This is a genomic window from Micromonospora sp. NBRC 110037 (genome assembly GCF_001652995.1).
GTDB classification, from domain to species: domain Bacteria; phylum Actinomycetota; class Actinomycetes; order Mycobacteriales; family Micromonosporaceae; genus Micromonospora; species Micromonospora chalcea.
In genome coordinates, this window is the sequence record NZ_BBVA01000017.1 from 21,766 (window position 1) to 37,686 (window position 15,921).

The following is a 15,921-nucleotide window of genomic DNA, read 5'->3' on the forward strand; positions in this document are numbered from 1 at the left end:
AGTCGCCCGCCGAGCGTCCCGATCGGGTGAAACCGCAGGTCAGGCGAACGCGGACAGGCCCGTCAGCCGCTGGCCGATGACGAGCTGGTGGATCTCGGAGGTGCCCTCGTAGGTGAGCACGCTCTCCAGGTTGTTGGCGTGCCGCATCACCGGGTACTCGCCGGAGACGCCGTTCGCGCCGAGGATCGTGCGGCACTGCCGCGCGATGGCGAGCGCCTCCCGGACGTTGTTCAGCTTGCCCACGCTCACCTGATGGGGCCGCAGCGAGCCGGCGTCGGCGAGACGGCCCAGGTGCAGCGCGAGCAGCATCCCCTTGTTCCACTCCACCGCCATGTCGGCAAGCTTGGCCTGGGTGAGCTGGAAACCGGCGAGCGGGCGGCCGAACTGGGTGCGCGTGGTCGCGTACTCCAATGCGGTTTCCAGGCAGTCGCGGGCCGCGCCGAGCGCGCCCCAGACGATGCCGTGCCGGGCCTCGGTCAGGCACCCCAGCGGCGCCTTCAGCCCGATCGCCTCGGGCAGTCGCGCGTCCGCCGGCAGCCGGACGTCGTCGAGCGCGATCTCGCCGGTCAGTGACGCGCGCAGCGACATCTTGTGCCGGATCTCGCGCGCCGTCACCCCCGGCGTGTCCATGGGTACGGCGAAGCCGCGCACGCCTTCGTCGGTGCGCGCCCAGATCACGCCCACGTCGGCGATCGGCGCGTTGGTGATCCACAGTTTGCTGCCGTTGAGGATCCAGTCGTCGCCGTCGCGGCGGGCCCGGGTGGCCATCGAGCCGGGGTCGGAGCCGTGGTCGGGCTCGGTGAGCCCGAAACAGCCGATCGCCTCGCCGGCCGCCATGGCGGGCAGCCAGCGCTGCTTCTGCTCCTCGCTGCCGAAGCGCCAGATGGCGTACATGGCCAGCGATCCCTGCACCGACACCAGCGAGCGGACGCCGGAGTCGCCGGCCTCCAGTTCCAGGCAGGCCAGCCCGTACGCGACGGCGGACGCGCCGGCGCAGCCGTACCCGGTCAGGTGCATGCCGAGCAGGCCGAGCTTGCCGAACTCGCGGGCCAGCTCACGGGCCGGCACCTGGCCGTCCTCGTACCAGCCGGCGACGTGCGGGCGTACCCGGTCGGTCACGAGCTGGCGCACGACGGCGCGGATCTGCCGCTCCTCCTCGCTGAGCGACGCATCGATGTCGAGCAGGTCCAGAGGAGTCATGGCGTCACCTTAACCAAGGCTCAGCCGGGCGTCACTCGCCCTGGTCGCCGAGGACCAGCACGCGCGCGTGGATCTGGTTGCGCTGCTGCAGCGCCGCGCGCAGCGCCCGGTGCAGGCCGTCCTCGAGGTAGAGGCCGCCGTTCCACTGGACCACGTGCGGGAAGAGGTCGCCGTAGAAGGTGGAGTCCTCCGCGAGCAGCTTGTCCAGCGCCAGTTCGCGCTTGGTGGTGATGAGCTGGTCCAGCCGCAGCGGGCGCGGCGGGATCTCGGCCCACTGCTTCAGCGTGAGGTTGTGCTCCGGGTAGGGACGCCCGTCCCGGACCGCCCTGAAGATCACGGCGTGCTCTCCTCCCCCAGGCCCGGCTGACGATGTGGATGTCAGCCTAACCGCTCAGGTCCACCGTCCCCGCCGCACCACATCCTGCACCGGACGCCGCCCTCTACGCAGCGACGGTGACCGATGGTCGACGACCCGATAACCCACTGTGATGGCTCCGACGGGGCTGAGTTCCGGCGGTACCCCGAACGCCTCCCGGTACGCCTCGATCCGCTGCGGCGGAATGCCGAAGAAGCAGGCGCCCAGCCCTTCGTCCACGGCGGTGAGCAGCATCAGCAGCGCCGCGAAGCCGGTGTCCACGTACCAGTAGGGCACCGGCCAGCGGTCCTCGGCGCGGTCCGCCCAGCCCTTGTCCGGCTCGGCGTAGCGGTCCAGGTAGGCGTCACGGTTGGCGTGCGGCACCACGATCAGCGGCGCCCGGCGCATCCCGGCCAGCCAGCGTTCCCGGCCGCCGCCACCGGGCGTGGTCGCCGCCCAGAACCGTTCCCGGTCCTCGGGTTCCTCCAGCACCAGGAAGCCCCAGCCCTGGGCGAACCCGGCCGACGGCGCGCGGACCGCGTGGTCCAGCAGGCGGTCCACCACCTCCGGCGGCACCGGGCGGTCGGGGTCGTAGTTGCGCACCATCCGGCGGCGGCGGACTACCTCGGCGAACTCCACGCTCAGACCTCCGGCCGGACGCCCCAGGCGCCCCGCCAGGTCTGCCCCGGCTCCAGCGTGATGACGTCCCTGCCGGAGCGGAACGCATCCGGCGGGCAGGTCATCGGCTCGACCGCCACCGACCGGCGGTGCCGTTCCCCGCCGAGCGTGTCGCCGGTGAACACCTGCCACCAGCCGAACTCGCGGTCCGCCCAGATCCGCAGCCCGGACGAGCCGTCCGGCGAGCCGAGCGTCACCGCCGAGCCGCCGTCGGCGTCCCGCTCGACGTCACCGAAGGCGGTGTCGAGGACCAGGTCGCCGATCGGGCGCGGGCTGGTGAAGTCGAACTCGGAGCCGGTCACCTCGGTCGCACCGACCGGAAGCAGGCGGCCGTCCACCAGCACCCGCCGCCGGGCCGGCAGGTGCAGCCGAATCCCGTCCACGCCGGCCTTCGGCAGTTGCAGGTAGGGGTGCACGGAGAAGCCGAACGGCGCCGGCTCGCCGGACAGGTTCGTCGCCTCGTGCTCGGCCCGCAGCCCGTCCGGGCCGACGCTCCACCGGGCCCGCAGCCGCAGCGCCCACGGGTAGCCGGGGCTGGGCGGCAGGTCGTAGCCGATCGTCACGCTCTGGGCCGACTGCTCGATCAGTTGCCACCGCGCCCAGTTCACCAGGCCGTGCAGCGCGTTGTGCCGCTCCGGCTCGGTGAGGTCGAGCTGGAACGACCGCTCCCCGAACGAGTAGACGCCGTCCCGGATCCGGTTCGGCCAGGGCGCGAGCACCTGACCGGCCGAGCCGGGGCAGACCTCGTCCTCGGCGTACCCGTCGAGGTAGTCCACGCCGTCGTGCCGGTAGGCCCGCAGCCCGCCGCCCACCTCGACCACGACGGCCTCGTGGCCGTCGGCGGAAATGGTCCACTGTGTACCGGACGGTGGCTGCACGTCGATCCCCATGTCGGCGACCCTACCGTCAGTGGCGCTCCTCGGCGGGGGTGGTCGAGCGATAGCGCAGCAGCGCCGGGAACGCCACCACCAGCAACACCGCGAGTACGGCGGCGGCCAGGCCACCACCGACCATGGCGACGCCGGTGCCGAACCCGGCGGCCGTCGCGCCGGCCCGCAGATCGCCCAGACGCGGGCCACCGGCCACCACGACGGTGTTCACGCCCTGGAGGCGGCCCCGCATCCGGTCCGGCGCGTAGACCAGCAGCATCGACTGGCGCAGCGTGGCGCTGACCAGGTCGGCGGCGCCGGCGACGCCCAGCAGCACCACCGCCACCCACAACTGCCCGGCCAGCCCGGCGAGCGCGATCGCCACGCCCCAGCCGACCACCGCCACGGTGAGCGCGAGGCCCTGCCGGCGTACCCGGCCGATCCACCCGGAGGTCAGGCCGCCCAGCATCGCGCCGATGGCGATCGAGCTGTAGAGCCAGCCCACCGCCGAGGCGCCGCCGAAGCGTTCCTGCGCCAGCTCGGGGAAGAGCGCCCGCGGCATGGCCAGGATCATCGCGATCAGGTCGATGGCGAAGGACAGCAGCAGCACCCGCGTGGTGGCCAGGTAGCGGAAACCGTCGACGATGCTGGCCAGCCCGGCCTTGCGGACGCCGCCGTCCGGGTCCGGCGCGGGCGGCATCGCGGGCAGCCGCAGCGTGGCCCAGAGCGCCGCCGTGTACAGCAGCGCGTCCGCCGCGTACGCGATGGGCAGCGCCGTCCCGACCTCCCACCCGGCGAAGATCAGGCCGGCGGCGAGCGGGCCGAAGACGGCGGCGGCGGTGAACGTGGTGAAGTTCAGCGTGGTTGCCGCCGGGACCAGCTCGGCCGGCACGAGCCGGGGCAGGATCGCGCTGCGGGCCGGTGAGGTGATCGCGAAGGCGGTCGACTGGAGGGCGACGAGCAGCAGGAGCAGCAGCGGGCTGCGCACGCCGGCCAGCGACTGCACCAGCAGCCCCAGCGTCGACGCCCAGAGCACGCAACCGCCGACGAGCAGCACCCGGCGGCGGTCCCGGGCATCGGCGATCGCGCCGCCCCACAACCCGAACAGCAGCAGCGGCACGAAACCGGCGATGCCCAGCAGGCCGACCCAGAGCGAGCCGCCGGTCAGGTCGAACATCTCCACCGGCACCGCCACGGCGGTGAACTGGAAGCCGAACATCGCGATCGCGTTGCCGGTCCAGACCCGCCGGTACGCGGGCACGCGCAGCGGGCGCAGGTCGATCGCCCAGCGGCGCGCACCCCGCCGCCGGGCCTGCGTGACGTCGGTCACGGCGCGAGCCGCTCGACGACGAAAACCCCGTTCCCGGTACGCCGGAAGCGCAGCCGGTCGTGCAGCCGGCTGGCCCGGCCCTGCCAGAACTCGACCGTCTCGGGCCGGACCCGGAACCCGCCCCAGTGCGGCGGCGCGGGGATCGGGTCCACGTCGGCGAACCGTTCCGCCGCCGCCCGGTACGCCTCGTCGAGCGCGGCGCGGTCCGGCACCACCGTCGACTGGGCGCTGGCCCACGCCCCGAGCTGCGAGCCGCGCGGCCGGCTGGCGAAGTACGCCTCGGTCTCGGCCCGGTCCACCGGCTCGACCCGGCCGGTCACCGTCACCTGCCGCTGCATCGGGAACCAGGGGAACACCAGGCTGGCCCACGGGTTCCCGGTCACCTCGGCACCCTTGCGCGAGCCGTGGTTGGTGTAGAAGACGAAGCCCTCCGGGTCGTACCCCTTGAGCAGCACGGTGCGCCCGCTGGGCCGGCCCCGGGCGTCGGCGGTGCCGAGCACCATCGCGTTCGGCTCGGGCAGCGGATGTGCCACCGCGTCGGCGAACCAGCGGGCGAACTGGGTGTGCCAGTCCGGCGCCAGGTCCGCCTCGGTCAGGCCCAGGTCGGCGGCGTACTCGTTACGCATACCGGCCGGTGCGGGTGTGTCGCCTGTCACTGTGCTCGTCCCTCTCCCGGGCGTGCCGGCGTCCCCCGACGCTGGCCAGGCCCCGGTACCCAGTCTTCTCCCTCTCTCACCGACGGCCAGCGGCGGGGATGTCGTGTGGCGCACAGTGGCTGTGGGTCGCGCAGCCGGTTACCCACCGGGCAAGATGTTCCGAACCACATCCCTGAAGGGTCGCCTGAGCTGCGGGGCTCGATCAGCCCGCCCGGGCGCGCCGAGCCGAAGCCAGGAGACGACATGTCCGATTTCAAACCGGGCCTGGAGGGCGTCGTAGCCTTCGAGACCGAGATCGCCGAACCCGACCGCGCGGGGGGTTCACTGCGCTACCGGGGCGTGGACATCGAGGACCTGATCGGCCAGGTCTCGTTCGGCAACGTCTGGGCGCTGCTGGTGGACGGCCGGTTCGGCCCCGGCCTGCCGCCGGCCGAGCCGTTCCCGGTGCCGGTGCACTCCGGTGACATCCGCGTCGACGTGCAGTCCGCGGTCGCCATGCTGGCGCCGTACTGGGGGCTCAGCCAGCTTCTCGACATCTCCGACGAGCAGGCCCGCGAGGACCTGGCCCGGGTGTCGGTCACCGCGCTGTCCTTCGTCGCCCAGTCGGCGCGCGGCCTGGGCCTGCCGGCCGTGCCGCAGAAGGAGATCGACAAGGCGGAGACCATCGTCGAGCGGTTCATGAAGCGCTGGCGGGGTGAGCCCGACCCGCGGCACGTCAAGGCCGTCGACGCGTACTTCATCTCGGCCGCCGAGCACGGCCTGAACGCCTCCACCTTCACCGCCCGGATCGTCGCCTCCACCGGCGCGGACGCCGCGGCCTGCATCTCCTCCGGCATCGGCGCGCTCTCCGGCCCGCTGCACGGCGGCGCCCCGTCCCGGGTGCTCAGCATGCTGGAGGCGGTCGAGCGCAGCGGCGACGCCGACGGGTACGTCAAGGGCGTGCTCGACCGGGGCGAGCGGCTGATGGGCTTCGGCCACCGGGTCTACCGGGCCGAGGACCCCCGCGCCCGCGTGCTGCGGCGCACCGCCAAGGAGCTGGGCGCGCCGCGCTTCGAGGTCGCCGAGGCGCTGGAGAAGGCCGCGCTGGCCGAGCTGCAGGCCCGCCGCCCGGACCGCGTCCTCGCCACGAACGTCGAGTTCTGGTCGGCGGTGGTGCTGGACTTCGCCGAGGTGCCGGCGCACATGTTCACCTCGATGTTCACCTGCGCGCGGATGGGCGGCTGGTCGGCGCACATCCTGGAGCAGAAGAAGCTCCAGCGGCTGGTGCGCCCGTCGGCGACGTACGTCGGCCACGGCTCGCGCAAGCCGCAGGAGGTCGAGGGCTGGGACGCCATCCCGCACGGCGTCTGACGTCTCGCCCGGGGCCCCGCTTCCACCCGCCGGTGGAGCGGGGCTCCGGCACGTCCGGGACCGGCTCGCGGCCCGTGTGGCGGACGCCTCACCGACCGGCGTGGGACTGGCCGCCGGACGGCCCGGAGCAGGTGCGAGGATTGCCGTGGCAGTGTCGCCGGAACGGGCTCGGACGCCCGCCGCCACGCGGCAGCACCTCGTCCGCGCCCTGCCAGCTCACCTCTCGCCCATGCGGAAGGATCTTCAAGACCGTGGCTGACGCACCGACCATCCGGATTCCCGACGAGATCAGGCCCGCCGACGGACGATTCGGCTGCGGCCCGTCCAAGGTCCGTCCGGCCGCGGTCTCCGCCCTCGCCGACGTCGCCACCAGCTACCTGGGCACGTCGCACCGGCAGAAGACGGTCCGCGACCAGGTCGCCCGGCTGCGCCGCGGCCTGGCCGAGTTCTACTCCCTCCCCGAGGGGTACGAGGTGGTGCTCGGCAACGGCGGCACCACCGCGTTCTGGGAGGTCGCCACGTTCGGCCTGATCCGGGACCGGGCCCAGTTCGCCAGCTTCGGCGAGTTCGGCGCCAAGTTCGCCAAGTCGGTGAAGGATGCGCCGTTCCTGGGCGAGCCGACGGTGCGCAAGTCCGACGCGGGCAGCGCCCCGACGCTGGTCGCCGAGGCCGGCGTGGACGTCTACGCCACCCCGCACAACGAGACCTCCACCGGTGTCGCGGTGCCGATCAGCCGGGTGGCGGGCGCCGACGAGGGCTCGCTGCTGCTGGTCGACGCCACCTCCGGCGCGGGCGGGCTGGACGTGGACGTCGCCCAGACCGACGTCTACTACTTCGCCCCGCAGAAGTGCTTCGGCTCCGACGGTGGCCTCTGGCTGGCCCTGATGTCGCCGGCCGCGCTGGCCCGGGCCACCGAGATCAAGGAGTCGGGCCGCTACATCCCGGCCTTCCTCGACCTGGTCACCGCGATCGACAACTCGCGGCTGGAGCAGACGTACAACACCCCGGCACTGGCGACCATCTTCCTGGCCGCTGAGCAGACCGACTGGATGAACTCCCAGGGCGGGCTGGCCTGGGCGGCCAAGCGCACCGCCGAGAGCGCCGGCATCGTGTACGGCTGGGCCGAGCGCTCGTCGTTCGCCACCCCGTTCGTGTCGGACCCGGCGCTGCGGTCCAACGTGGTCGCCACCGTCGACTTCGCCGACGGGGTGGACGCCACGGCGATCGCCAAGGTGCTGCGCGCGAACGGCATCGTCGACACCGAGCCGTACCGCAAGCTGGGCCGCAACCAGCTGCGGGTGGCGCTGTTCCCGGCCGTCGAGCCGGCCGACGTCGAGGCGCTCACCGCGTCGATCGACTACGTGGTCGAGCGACTCTGATCACGCCGTCACGGTGCGTGGCCGTCAGGGCTCCGGCGGCCACCCACCGTGATCATTACCGCAGCTCAGTCACGACATGCCGGGGTGTCGCAGTCCCCATCGGCGGGTAGATGAGCGTACGGTGGTGCGAGACGCCCGGGTGGCCGGCTCCCGTGGCGTGACGGCCAGCGAAGCGGGACGGAGGCAAGCCCATGCGCCCAGTACGCTTCGTCGCCCTCTCCGAGGACGGCCAGGCCCTGGTGCTCGCCGACGAGGTGGGGCGCCTGCTGGCGCTGCCCATCGACGAGCGGATCGCGTCGGCGCTGCACGCCGAGCCGGGCGCCCCGCCGCTCGCTGTGGTGCCGAGCGCCACCGACCCGACGCCGTCGCTGTCCCCACGGGACATCCAGGCCCGCATCCGCTCCGGTGAGTCCGCCGAGGACGTCGCCCGCATCGCCGGCGTGCCGGTCGACCGGGTGCTGCGCTACGCCGGCCCGGTGCTCCAGGAGCGGGCCATGCTCGCCCAGCACGCCCGCCGCACCCGGCTGAAGGGCGCGGAGAAGCCGACCCCGCTGGCCGAGGTCGTCAACGGCCGGCTGGCCCAGCACGGCATCGACACCGAGAAGATCTCGTGGGACGCCTACCGCCGCGACGACGGCACCTGGCGGATCATCGCGACCTGGCCGTCCGGCAAGGCCACCGCGCAGGCGGTGTGGGACCTGGACAAGACCCGGCAGAACGTCGCCCCGCACGACGACATGGCGCAATACCTCTGCGCCGAGCGGCCCACGCCGATCCTCGGCCAGGAGCCGGCGCCGGAGCGGGGCGGTCACGCGCTGCCCGGTCCGTCGCGTGGCGAGCCGAGCCGGGGCGGGCACGGCCTGCCGGCCGCCTCCGAGCACGCCCGTCCGGGGCGTGACCCGATCCGCGCCGGCCGGGACGCGCTGCTCGCCTCGCTGGACCGGCCGCTCGGCGGCACGTCCGGGCGCGGTCTCGACACCCGCTCCCCGGCCGCGCAGGAGGCGCCCCGCCAGCGGGCCGTCGCCGGTGGCGCCGCCGCGCTGCTCGGGGGCGGGCAGGGCTCGGCCTTCGACGACGACTCGGACGCGCCGAAGGAGATCCCGGCCGTACCCTCGCTGGCAGTGCTGCGGCCGCGGCGCACCGGTGCCGCGGCGGCGACCGGCGGCGCGGGCGGCGAGTCCACCGAGGCCGGCGGCAAGCCGCGCAAGCGGCTGCCGAGCTGGGACGACGTGCTCTTCGGCACCGGCCCGGCGGCCCGCGAATCCTCCTGATCCGCAAGCTCCACCCTGGCTCGTTGAGAGGGCACTCCAAGTGCCGGCGTGCCAGGGTGGAGCCATGGAGTACACGAACCTGGGACGCACCGGCCTGTCCGTGAGCCGCCTCTGCCTCGGCACGATGAACTTCGGTCCGCAGACCGACGAGCCGGACAGCTTCGCCATCATGGACCGGGCGCTCGAACACGGGATCAACTTCTTCGACACCGCGAACGTCTACGGCTGGAAGCTCGGCGAGGGCGTCACCGAGCAGATCGTCGGCCGCTGGTTCGCCCAGGGCGGCGGGCGCCGCGACAAGGTCGTCCTCGCCACCAAGGTGTACGGCAAGATGGGCGAGTGGCCCAACGAGCAGGGCCTGAGCGCCCGGCACATCATCCGGGCCTGCGAGGACTCGCTGCGCCGCCTCCAGAGCGACACGATCGACCTCTACCAGATGCACCACATCTCCCGGGCCACGCCGTGGGAGGAGATCTGGCAGGCGATGGAGACGCTCGTCGCGCAGGGCAAGGTGCTCTACGTCGGCTCGTCCAACTTCGCCGGCTGGCACATCGCGCAGGCGCAGGCCGCAGCCGGTAAGCGCAACTTCCTCGGCCTCGTCTCCGAGCAGTGCATCTACAACCTGCTGACACGGTACGTCGAGCTGGAGGTCGTGCCGGCCGCCCAGCACTACGGGCTGGGCATCATCCCGTGGTCGCCGCTGCACGGCGGGCTGCTCTCCGGCATCATCCGCAAGATGGCCGAGGGCAGCGCGGCGCGCGGCACCACCGGCCGCTCGGCCGACGCGCTGGCCGAGCACCGCAGCACGATCGAGGCGTACGAGAAGCTCTGCGCCGACCTGGGACACGACCCGGCGGATGTGGCGCTGGCGTGGCTGCTGTCCCGTCCGGGTGTGACCGCCCCGATCGTCGGCCCGCGCACCATGGACCAGCTCGACCGCAACCTCGGCGCGCTCGACGTCCACCTGGACGAGCCCACGCTGACCCGCCTGGACGAGCTGTTCCCGCCCGTAGGCAACGGCGGCCCCGGCCCCGAGGCCTGGGCCTGGTGAAAGGAAGGGCCCCTTCTTAACGCCTCAGGTAGAGAAGGGGCCCCTTCTTAACACGCCGCCGAATTAACGCGCCGCCCGCATCAACGCGCCGGCGCGAGCGCCCACGCGGCGATGCGCGTGTGGCGGGGCGTACGGCCCGGGTGGCTGCGGGTCAGCATCACCTCACCGGCCGACCACTGTGGGCCGGCGTACCCGTTGAGGGTGTCCCGGTCGGCGTGGAGGTCGGCCTCGGGCACCCGGTCACCGGGGCGGGCGATGGTCAGGTGCGCCCGGAACGGCTTGTCGTCGCAGGGCAGCCCGGCCTCGCGCAGCCCGCCGCGGATCGAGCGGGCGAGCGCGTCGAGCGCCTCGACGTCGCCGCGTACATCGACCCAGAGCACTGTGGACCGGCCCTGACCGAAGCTGCCGCCGCCCGCGAGGCGCAGCAGTGGGGTACGAGCTGTCCGGGCGGCCGAGGCGAGCGCGTGCTTCACGTCGGGGAGCCGGACGTCCGGCACCTCGCCGAGGAAGGCCAGCGTGAGGTGCAGGTCCGCCGGATCGGCCAGCCGGGCGTGGCGGGCGGCCGCGATCCGCAGGCCCTTGACCCGGGCGGTGAGGTCGGCGACCGCCACGGCAGGTGGGTAGATCGCCGCGAAGAGACGCACCAGGTCAGCGGTGCCGCTGGTGGTGCGCGGCGCGGGCGGCCGGCAACGTCAGCCCGGCGGCGTGCAGCAGCCCTTCGACGCGTACCCGTTCGATCTCCCGGTCGACGCCGTCCAGTTCGGCCAGGTGCTCGTCGATGCCGAGCGCCCGGCAGGCGGCGCGCAGCCGTTCGTCGTACGCCTCGATGACCGCGCCGTGCCACACCACGCTGCGGTCGTTGGCGGCGAGCCGGTGGCCGCCGAGGCGGCGCAGGTCGGTGGCGAGCTGGTCCAGCGGCCGTCGGCCGTCCCGGTCGAACTCGGTGAGGTCGATGTCGCGGGTCAGCGCCTCGGACTCGATGGCCCGGTCGAGCCGCGCGATGGTACGGCGTTCCCGGCGCTGCTCCCGCCACTCGGCCCACCCGCACGCGACCCGGTCGATGATCTCGTCAGCGCAGAACAGCAGCGCGAACAGGGCGGGCAGGCAGCAGACGGCGAGGATCGCCAGCGCCAGCAGCAGTCCCTGCCCCACTTCCACACATCGACGCTAAGCCCTGCCGCACCGGCCCGCCACCCGTTTGGGTAATCGGGCCGGTACGACCGGCTATCGGGGCTACTTGGCTCCGGGCGACACGACGTAGAAGCGGGGCATCGGGAGCACCCGCATCCGCAGCCGGGCGCCGGAGCGGCGCAGCTGCCAGGTGAGCGCCAGCAGCGCGGCGGTCAGCGAGATCAGGCCGCCGGCCCAGATGCTCGCGCCCGCGCCGTAGTGCTCGGCGACCCAGCCGATCAGGGGCGCGCCGACCGGGTTGGTGCCCAGGAACACCAGCACCCACAGCGCCATCACCCGTCCCCGGAAGGAGGCGTCGACACCGAGCTGGACGCGCTGGTTGGCGGCCTGGGCGAAGTAGATCATGAAGAACCCGGCGGGCAGCAGCAGCGCCACGACCAGCCAGTACGCCGGGGCGAGCCCGACGAGCGTGCCGAAGACCGCGCAGCCGATCGCGGCGCCGAGCACGAGCCAGACCGAGGGCCGGCTGCGCCGTCCGGTGCCGGCCAGCGCCCCGACCAGCGCACCGGCCGCGAGCGCGGTGCTGAACAGGCCGAACGAGGCGGCGCCGGTGTTGAACACGGTCTTCGCGAGCGCGGCGAGGGTGAGCTGGAAGTTGAACAGGCTCATCCCGATCACCGACATGAGGACCATCGGCAGCAGGATGTCGGGGCGGCGTGCCACGTACCGGAGGCCGTCGACCACCCGGGCCTGGTCCCGCTCGCCGACCGGCGGCAGGTCCTTGCGGTGCAGTTCCTCGGTACGCATCCGGACCACGTTGACCAGCGGGGCGATCGAGCTGAGCGCGGTGACCAGGAAGACCGGGCCGACGTCGACGGCGGCGATGGCCAGGCCGGCGACGGCGGGGCCGACGATCCGGGCGGAGTTGAACACTGCCGCGTTGAGCGAGAGCGCGTTCGGCAGCAGCGGCATGCCGACCAGCTCGGAGACGAACGCCTGACGGACCGGTGTCTCGACCGCGTTGGAGACGCCGAGCAGGGCGGCGAACGTGAAGACGTGCCAGAGCTGCACCAGGCCGGTCAGGACCAGGACGCTCATGGCCAGCGCGAGCACGGTCCAGAACGCGTTGGCGACGAAGAGCAGCATCCGCTTGTCGTAGCGGTCGGCGAGCCGTCCGGAGAGCAGCGTGAGCAGGAGTACGGGCGTGAACTGCAACGCGGTGACCACGCCGAGCGCGGTCGCCGAGTTGTCGCTGAGCTCGAGCACGAGCCAGTCCTGGGCGATGAACATCATCCAGACGCCGATCAGTTTGATCAGCTGCCCGGTGGCGAAGAGTCGGTAGTTACGGACCCGTAGGGACTGGAACATCGTGCTCAATTTGGCCTGCACTCTAGGTGCGCCTCCTTGCGTCGGTACGCTTCATCCACAGCTGACGAAGCGAACCGCGGGCGGCGGTGTCAGGCGCGAGCGATGCCCTGGAGGATGTCCGCGGCGCGCCGTAGCGTTTCGCGTTCGTCCTCGGTGAGCTCGGCCAGCCGGGTGGCCAGCCACTCGTTGCGGGCCCGCTCGAACTGGTCGAGTACGGCCCGTCCCCCTTCGGTAGCCGCCAGGATGACCTGCCGTCCGTCGGTCGGGTGGGGGGTGCGTTGCACGAGGCCCCGCTCCTCCAGCTTCGCGACGATCTTCGTCATCGTGGGCGGCTGCACCCGTTCGACATCAGCGAGTTCCCGTGGTGTGAGGGCGCCCGCCAGGTTGAGGCTGGTGAGCGCCGACAGCTGGGTGACTGTGAGGTCGCCGACCGGCCGGGCCTGTCGGACCCGCCGGTTGAGCCGGGTGATCGCATCTCGCAGCTGAGGGGCCAGCTGCGCCGGTGGCACGCGTTTCGCCGTCACCGTCCGCTCCGTCACGGTAGTTAGCTTAACTAATGAGCCTGGCTAACGACACGCGTTATGACCAGGCTCACCAGCGTCAGAGCAACACGGACTCGACCGGCCCGCGCAGGAAGTACACGATGAACAGCGCGGCGACCCCGTACAGGAGCGGGTGGACCTCCCGGGCCTTACCCTTCGCCACCTTGAGCAGCACGAAGCTGATCACGCCGGCCCCGATGCCGTTGGAGATCGAATAGGTGAACGGCATCAGCGCGATGGTGAGGAACGCCGGGATGGCGATCTCGTAGTCGGTCCAGTCGATCGTGCGGACCGCCGTCATCATCAGGAAGCCGACCACCACCAGGGCCGTCGACGCGGCCTCGAACGGCACGATCAACGACAGCGGCGCGAGGAACATGGCCAGCAGGAACAGGCTGCCGGTGACCAGGTTGGCCACGCCGGTCCGGGCGCCCTCCGCGACACCTGCGGCGCTCTCGATGTACGACGTGTTGCTGGACACCGAGGCGGCGCCACCGGCCGCGGCGGCGATCGAGTCGACGAGCAGGATCTCCTTGGCCTTCGGCGGGGTGCCCGTCTCGTCGAGCATGTCCCCTTCCTGGCCGATCGCGACCATCGTGCCCATGGTGTCGAAGAAGTCCGTGATCAGCAGCGTGAAGATGAACATCAGCGGCACCAGCCAGCCGACCCGGCTCCACGAGTTCAGCACGTTGAACTGGCCCAGCAACGACAGGTCGGGCACGTCCACGATCTGCTTCGGCAGCTCGGGCACGTTCAGCGCCCAGCCCTTCGGGTTCGGCTTGCCGTCGACGAAGGACGGGCCGACGTTGGCGATCGCCTCGACCACGATGGCCAGCACGGTGGAGGCGAGGATGCCGATCAGGATCGCGCCCCGGACCCGGCGTACCACCAGGACCAGCGTGATCAGCAGGCCGACCACGAAGACCAGCATCGGCCAGCTGACGATCTTGCCGTTGATGCCCAGCCCGACCGGCACGGTGGAGTTCGCCGCGTCCGGCACACGCCGGACGAACCCGGCGTCGACCAGGCCGATGATGGTCAGGAACAGACCGATGCCGACGCCGATCGCGGTCTTGAGCTGCGTCGGCACCGACCGGAACACCGCGGTACGCAGTCCGGTGAGCACCAGGATGCCGATCAGCACACCCTCGATGACCACCAGGCCCATCGCGTCCGCCCAGGTCATCTGGGGCGCGATCTCGTACGCGACGAGCGCGTTCACACCCAGGCCGGCCGCGAGCGCGATCGGGAACCGGGCCACCACGCCCATCAGGATGGTCATCAGGCCGGCGACCAGCGCGGTCGCCGCGGCGAGCGCCGGAATCGCCAGCGAACGGCCGTCGCCGTCCTTCCCGCTGCCGAGGATCAGCGGGTTCAACACCACGATGTACGCCATCGTGAAGAACGTGGCGAAACCGCCCCGAAGCTCCCGGCTCAGCGTGGACCCGCGTGCCGAGATCAGGAAGAAGCGGTCGAAGCCGTTACGTGGATGCGCGGGATCGGGCGGAGTGCCGTGATCGGGCGGTGGAGCAATGGACATGGTTCCTCATCTGGTCATCGGCCGGGTTTTGTCGCGCGCATCGTCCCAGATCACCTGGCGGGCAGGGAAGAACGATCACGTAGGCTGGGCCGGTGTCACAGGAGCAACAGCCGCGGCCGGAGCCGCTCGACCCGCCGATGGTGCCGTTCGCCGTCGCCGGGCTGATCGCCTGGGCGGTGGCCGGTCTGGTGCTACTGATCTTCTTCCGGGACTGGCTCACCGAGTCCGGGCGTCAGAACTGGCTCTGGACCTGCCTGGCCGGTTTTCTGTGGGGCTTTCCCGGCCTGGCGGTGATGATGCGGCACGACGCCAACCGGCGTCGCCGGCGCGGGGCCGCCGCGCAGCGGCCGCGCTGACCGGTCAGGGGTGGCCGTACGGCTCCGCCGGCTCGGACGCCTCGACCGACCCGGGGGCCCGGCTGACCGTCATGGCCTCGACCGCGCTGTCGTCGTAGACGGTGGGCAGCTCCTCGACGGGCGTCTCGGGCGTCTCCACAAGCGTCTCCGAGTGCGCGCCGCACCCGTGGTCGGCGCTGACCACCCGGCCGTCGTCGGGCGCGTAGAAGTTGCCGCACGCGCCGAAGGCCAGTCGCAGCGCCCCGGCCAGCGGCAGGTAGAAACCGCAGGTGCCGCAGCGGGCGGCGGCCGGCGCGGCCGTCGAGATCGCGGCGTCCGGGCCGTGGTCACCGTCGTACCAGCGCTGGGCGGTCTCGGCGCGCCCCTCCCGGGACAGCACCCGGGCCCGGCCCAGCCCCAGCTCCCAGGCGGTCTCCTCGACCGCCGGGTCGTCGGAGAGCAGGTAGCCGGGGGCGAGCCGCTCGTCGTCGGCCGGGGTGGGCAGCAGGTCGCCCGGGCCCAGGTCGCCCGGCTTGAGCCGCTCCTGCCAGGGCAACCAGCCCGGGGCGAGCAGCGCGTCCGGGCCGGGCAGCAGCACCGTCTCGCAGATGGTGACGTGCCGGCTGCGCGGCACCCGGGTCACCGTGACGGCCCAGCGCCAGCCGCGGTAACCGGCCATCCGGCATTCGAAGTAGTGGGTGACGACCCGGTCGCCCTCGGCGACGGCCTGGAGATGGTCGCCGATGTCTGTCGGCTCCACCTCGGTGATGGCGTCGCGGGCCACCTCGACGGCGGCGGCGCAGACCTGGTCGAGCCGGGGAGCGCGGGCGGAGGCGGGCCTGGTCACCGGACCATTGTTCCCCATG

Annotated in this window: 17 protein-coding genes; 5 read left to right on the top strand and 12 right to left on the bottom strand. The window is 72.5% G+C overall.

Annotated elements, in window-relative coordinates; genetic code table 11:
* Nucleotides 1–39: 39 nt before the first annotated feature.
* Genes A4R25_RS29545 through pdxH form a run of 6 tightly spaced genes read right to left on the bottom strand, consistent with a single transcriptional unit; the run spans nt 40 to nt 5,058 of the window.
* Entirely contained in the window at nt 40–1,200 is a 1,161-nt protein-coding gene (locus A4R25_RS29545) for an acyl-CoA dehydrogenase family protein (RefSeq protein WP_043327140.1), read from the bottom strand.
* A 31-nt stretch (nt 1,201–1,231) separates the two neighbouring features.
* Entirely contained in the window at nt 1,232–1,537 is a 306-nt protein-coding gene (locus A4R25_RS29550) for a type II toxin-antitoxin system VapB family antitoxin (RefSeq protein WP_013283726.1), read from the bottom strand.
* A 54-nt stretch (nt 1,538–1,591) separates the two neighbouring features.
* Nucleotides 1,592–2,194, bottom strand: a complete 603-nt coding sequence (locus A4R25_RS29555; protein ID WP_064448802.1) for a nitroreductase family protein — start codon at nt 2,192–2,194, stop codon at nt 1,592–1,594.
* 2 nt (nt 2,195–2,196) lie between these two features.
* A complete protein-coding gene (locus A4R25_RS29560; RefSeq protein ID WP_043327144.1) occupies nt 2,197–3,123 on the bottom strand; it encodes an aldose 1-epimerase family protein in 927 nt (308 codons plus the stop codon).
* Nucleotides 3,124–3,139: 16 nt separating this feature from the next.
* Complete coding sequence (locus tag A4R25_RS29565; protein WP_043327145.1) at nt 3,140–4,432, bottom strand: MFS transporter; 1,293 nt, start codon at nt 4,430–4,432, stop codon at nt 3,140–3,142.
* The gene (gene pdxH, locus A4R25_RS29570; RefSeq protein ID WP_051611271.1) at nt 4,429–5,058 is read right to left on the bottom strand and encodes a pyridoxamine 5'-phosphate oxidase; all 630 of its coding nucleotides are present in this window, start codon (nt 5,056–5,058) and stop codon (nt 4,429–4,431) included. The genes A4R25_RS29565 and pdxH overlap by 4 nt, the downstream gene beginning before the upstream one ends.
* 273 nt (nt 5,059–5,331) lie before the next feature.
* On the opposite strand from pdxH, the gene A4R25_RS29575 reads away from it, so the two are divergent.
* The 4 genes from A4R25_RS29575 to A4R25_RS29590 all read left to right on the top strand — a co-directional run bounded on the left by A4R25_RS29575 (nt 5,332) and on the right by A4R25_RS29590 (nt 10,139).
* The gene (locus A4R25_RS29575) at nt 5,332–6,438 is read left to right on the top strand and encodes a citrate synthase 2 (RefSeq protein WP_043327149.1); all 1,107 of its coding nucleotides are present in this window, start codon (nt 5,332–5,334) and stop codon (nt 6,436–6,438) included.
* A 251-nt stretch (nt 6,439–6,689) separates the two neighbouring features.
* The gene (serC, locus tag A4R25_RS29580) at nt 6,690–7,817 is read left to right on the top strand and encodes a phosphoserine transaminase (protein ID WP_064448803.1); all 1,128 of its coding nucleotides are present in this window, start codon (nt 6,690–6,692) and stop codon (nt 7,815–7,817) included.
* 191 nt (nt 7,818–8,008) lie between these two features.
* Entirely contained in the window at nt 8,009–9,088 is a 1,080-nt protein-coding gene (gene sepH, locus A4R25_RS29585) for a septation protein SepH (protein ID WP_043327153.1), read from the top strand.
* Nucleotides 9,089–9,152: 64 nt separating this feature from the next.
* Nucleotides 9,153–10,139, top strand: coding sequence for an aldo/keto reductase (locus tag A4R25_RS29590; protein ID WP_064448804.1), 987 nt, complete (start codon nt 9,153–9,155; stop codon nt 10,137–10,139).
* An 80-nt stretch (nt 10,140–10,219) separates the two neighbouring features.
* Here A4R25_RS29590 and thpR read toward each other — a convergent pair whose 3' ends face one another.
* From thpR to A4R25_RS29615, 5 genes are all read right to left on the bottom strand, one after another.
* On the bottom strand, nt 10,220–10,783 hold the full coding sequence (thpR, locus tag A4R25_RS29595; RefSeq protein ID WP_064448805.1) for an RNA 2',3'-cyclic phosphodiesterase: 564 nt from the start codon (nt 10,781–10,783) through the stop codon (nt 10,220–10,222).
* A 4-nt stretch (nt 10,784–10,787) separates the two neighbouring features.
* On the bottom strand, nt 10,788–11,297 hold the full coding sequence (locus tag A4R25_RS29600; protein WP_064448806.1) for a hypothetical protein: 510 nt from the start codon (nt 11,295–11,297) through the stop codon (nt 10,788–10,790).
* 75 nt (nt 11,298–11,372) lie between these two features.
* Nucleotides 11,373–12,659 (bottom strand): MFS transporter, encoded by a 1,287-nt coding sequence (locus tag A4R25_RS29605; protein WP_064448807.1) that lies wholly within the window; start codon nt 12,657–12,659, stop codon nt 11,373–11,375.
* Between the two features lie 68 nt (nt 12,660–12,727).
* Nucleotides 12,728–13,177, bottom strand: coding sequence for a MarR family winged helix-turn-helix transcriptional regulator (locus A4R25_RS29610; protein WP_030503565.1), 450 nt, complete (start codon nt 13,175–13,177; stop codon nt 12,728–12,730).
* Between the two features lie 61 nt (nt 13,178–13,238).
* Complete coding sequence (locus tag A4R25_RS29615) at nt 13,239–14,720, bottom strand: NCS2 family permease (RefSeq protein ID WP_043327162.1); 1,482 nt, start codon at nt 14,718–14,720, stop codon at nt 13,239–13,241.
* A gap of 92 nt (nt 14,721–14,812) precedes the next feature.
* Here A4R25_RS29615 and A4R25_RS29620 point away from each other — a divergent pair, with 92 nt between their 5' ends.
* The gene (locus A4R25_RS29620; protein WP_064448808.1) at nt 14,813–15,076 is read left to right on the top strand and encodes a DUF2530 domain-containing protein; all 264 of its coding nucleotides are present in this window, start codon (nt 14,813–14,815) and stop codon (nt 15,074–15,076) included.
* A 4-nt stretch (nt 15,077–15,080) separates the two neighbouring features.
* Here A4R25_RS29620 and A4R25_RS29625 read toward each other — a convergent pair whose 3' ends face one another.
* Nucleotides 15,081–15,920: a DUF3027 domain-containing protein gene (locus A4R25_RS29625; protein WP_043327164.1), complete on the bottom strand. Its 840-nt coding sequence runs from the start codon at nt 15,918–15,920 to the stop codon at nt 15,081–15,083.
* Nucleotide 15,921 lies beyond the last annotated feature (1 nt).

Bases quoted from the DNA above. Each gene is read 5' to 3' on its own strand.
- A4R25_RS29545 (WP_043327140.1), bottom strand. From the start codon at position 1,200: ATGACTCCTCTGGACCTGCTCGACATCGATGCGTCGCTCAGCGAGGAG.
- A4R25_RS29560 (WP_043327144.1), bottom strand. From the start codon at position 3,123: ATGGGGATCGACGTGCAGCCACCGTCCGGTACACAGTGGACCATTTCC.
- pdxH (WP_051611271.1), bottom strand. From the start codon at position 5,058: ATGCGTAACGAGTACGCCGCCGACCTGGGCCTGACCGAGGCGGACCTG.
- A4R25_RS29575 (WP_043327149.1), top strand. From the start codon at position 5,332: ATGTCCGATTTCAAACCGGGCCTGGAGGGCGTCGTAGCCTTCGAGACC.
- sepH (WP_043327153.1), top strand. From the start codon at position 8,009: ATGCGCCCAGTACGCTTCGTCGCCCTCTCCGAGGACGGCCAGGCCCTG.
- A4R25_RS29590 (WP_064448804.1), top strand. From the start codon at position 9,153: ATGGAGTACACGAACCTGGGACGCACCGGCCTGTCCGTGAGCCGCCTC.
- A4R25_RS29615 (WP_043327162.1), bottom strand. From the start codon at position 14,720: ATGTCCATTGCTCCACCGCCCGATCACGGCACTCCGCCCGATCCCGCG.
- A4R25_RS29625 (WP_043327164.1), bottom strand. From the start codon at position 15,920: ATGGGGAACAATGGTCCGGTGACCAGGCCCGCCTCCGCCCGCGCTCCC.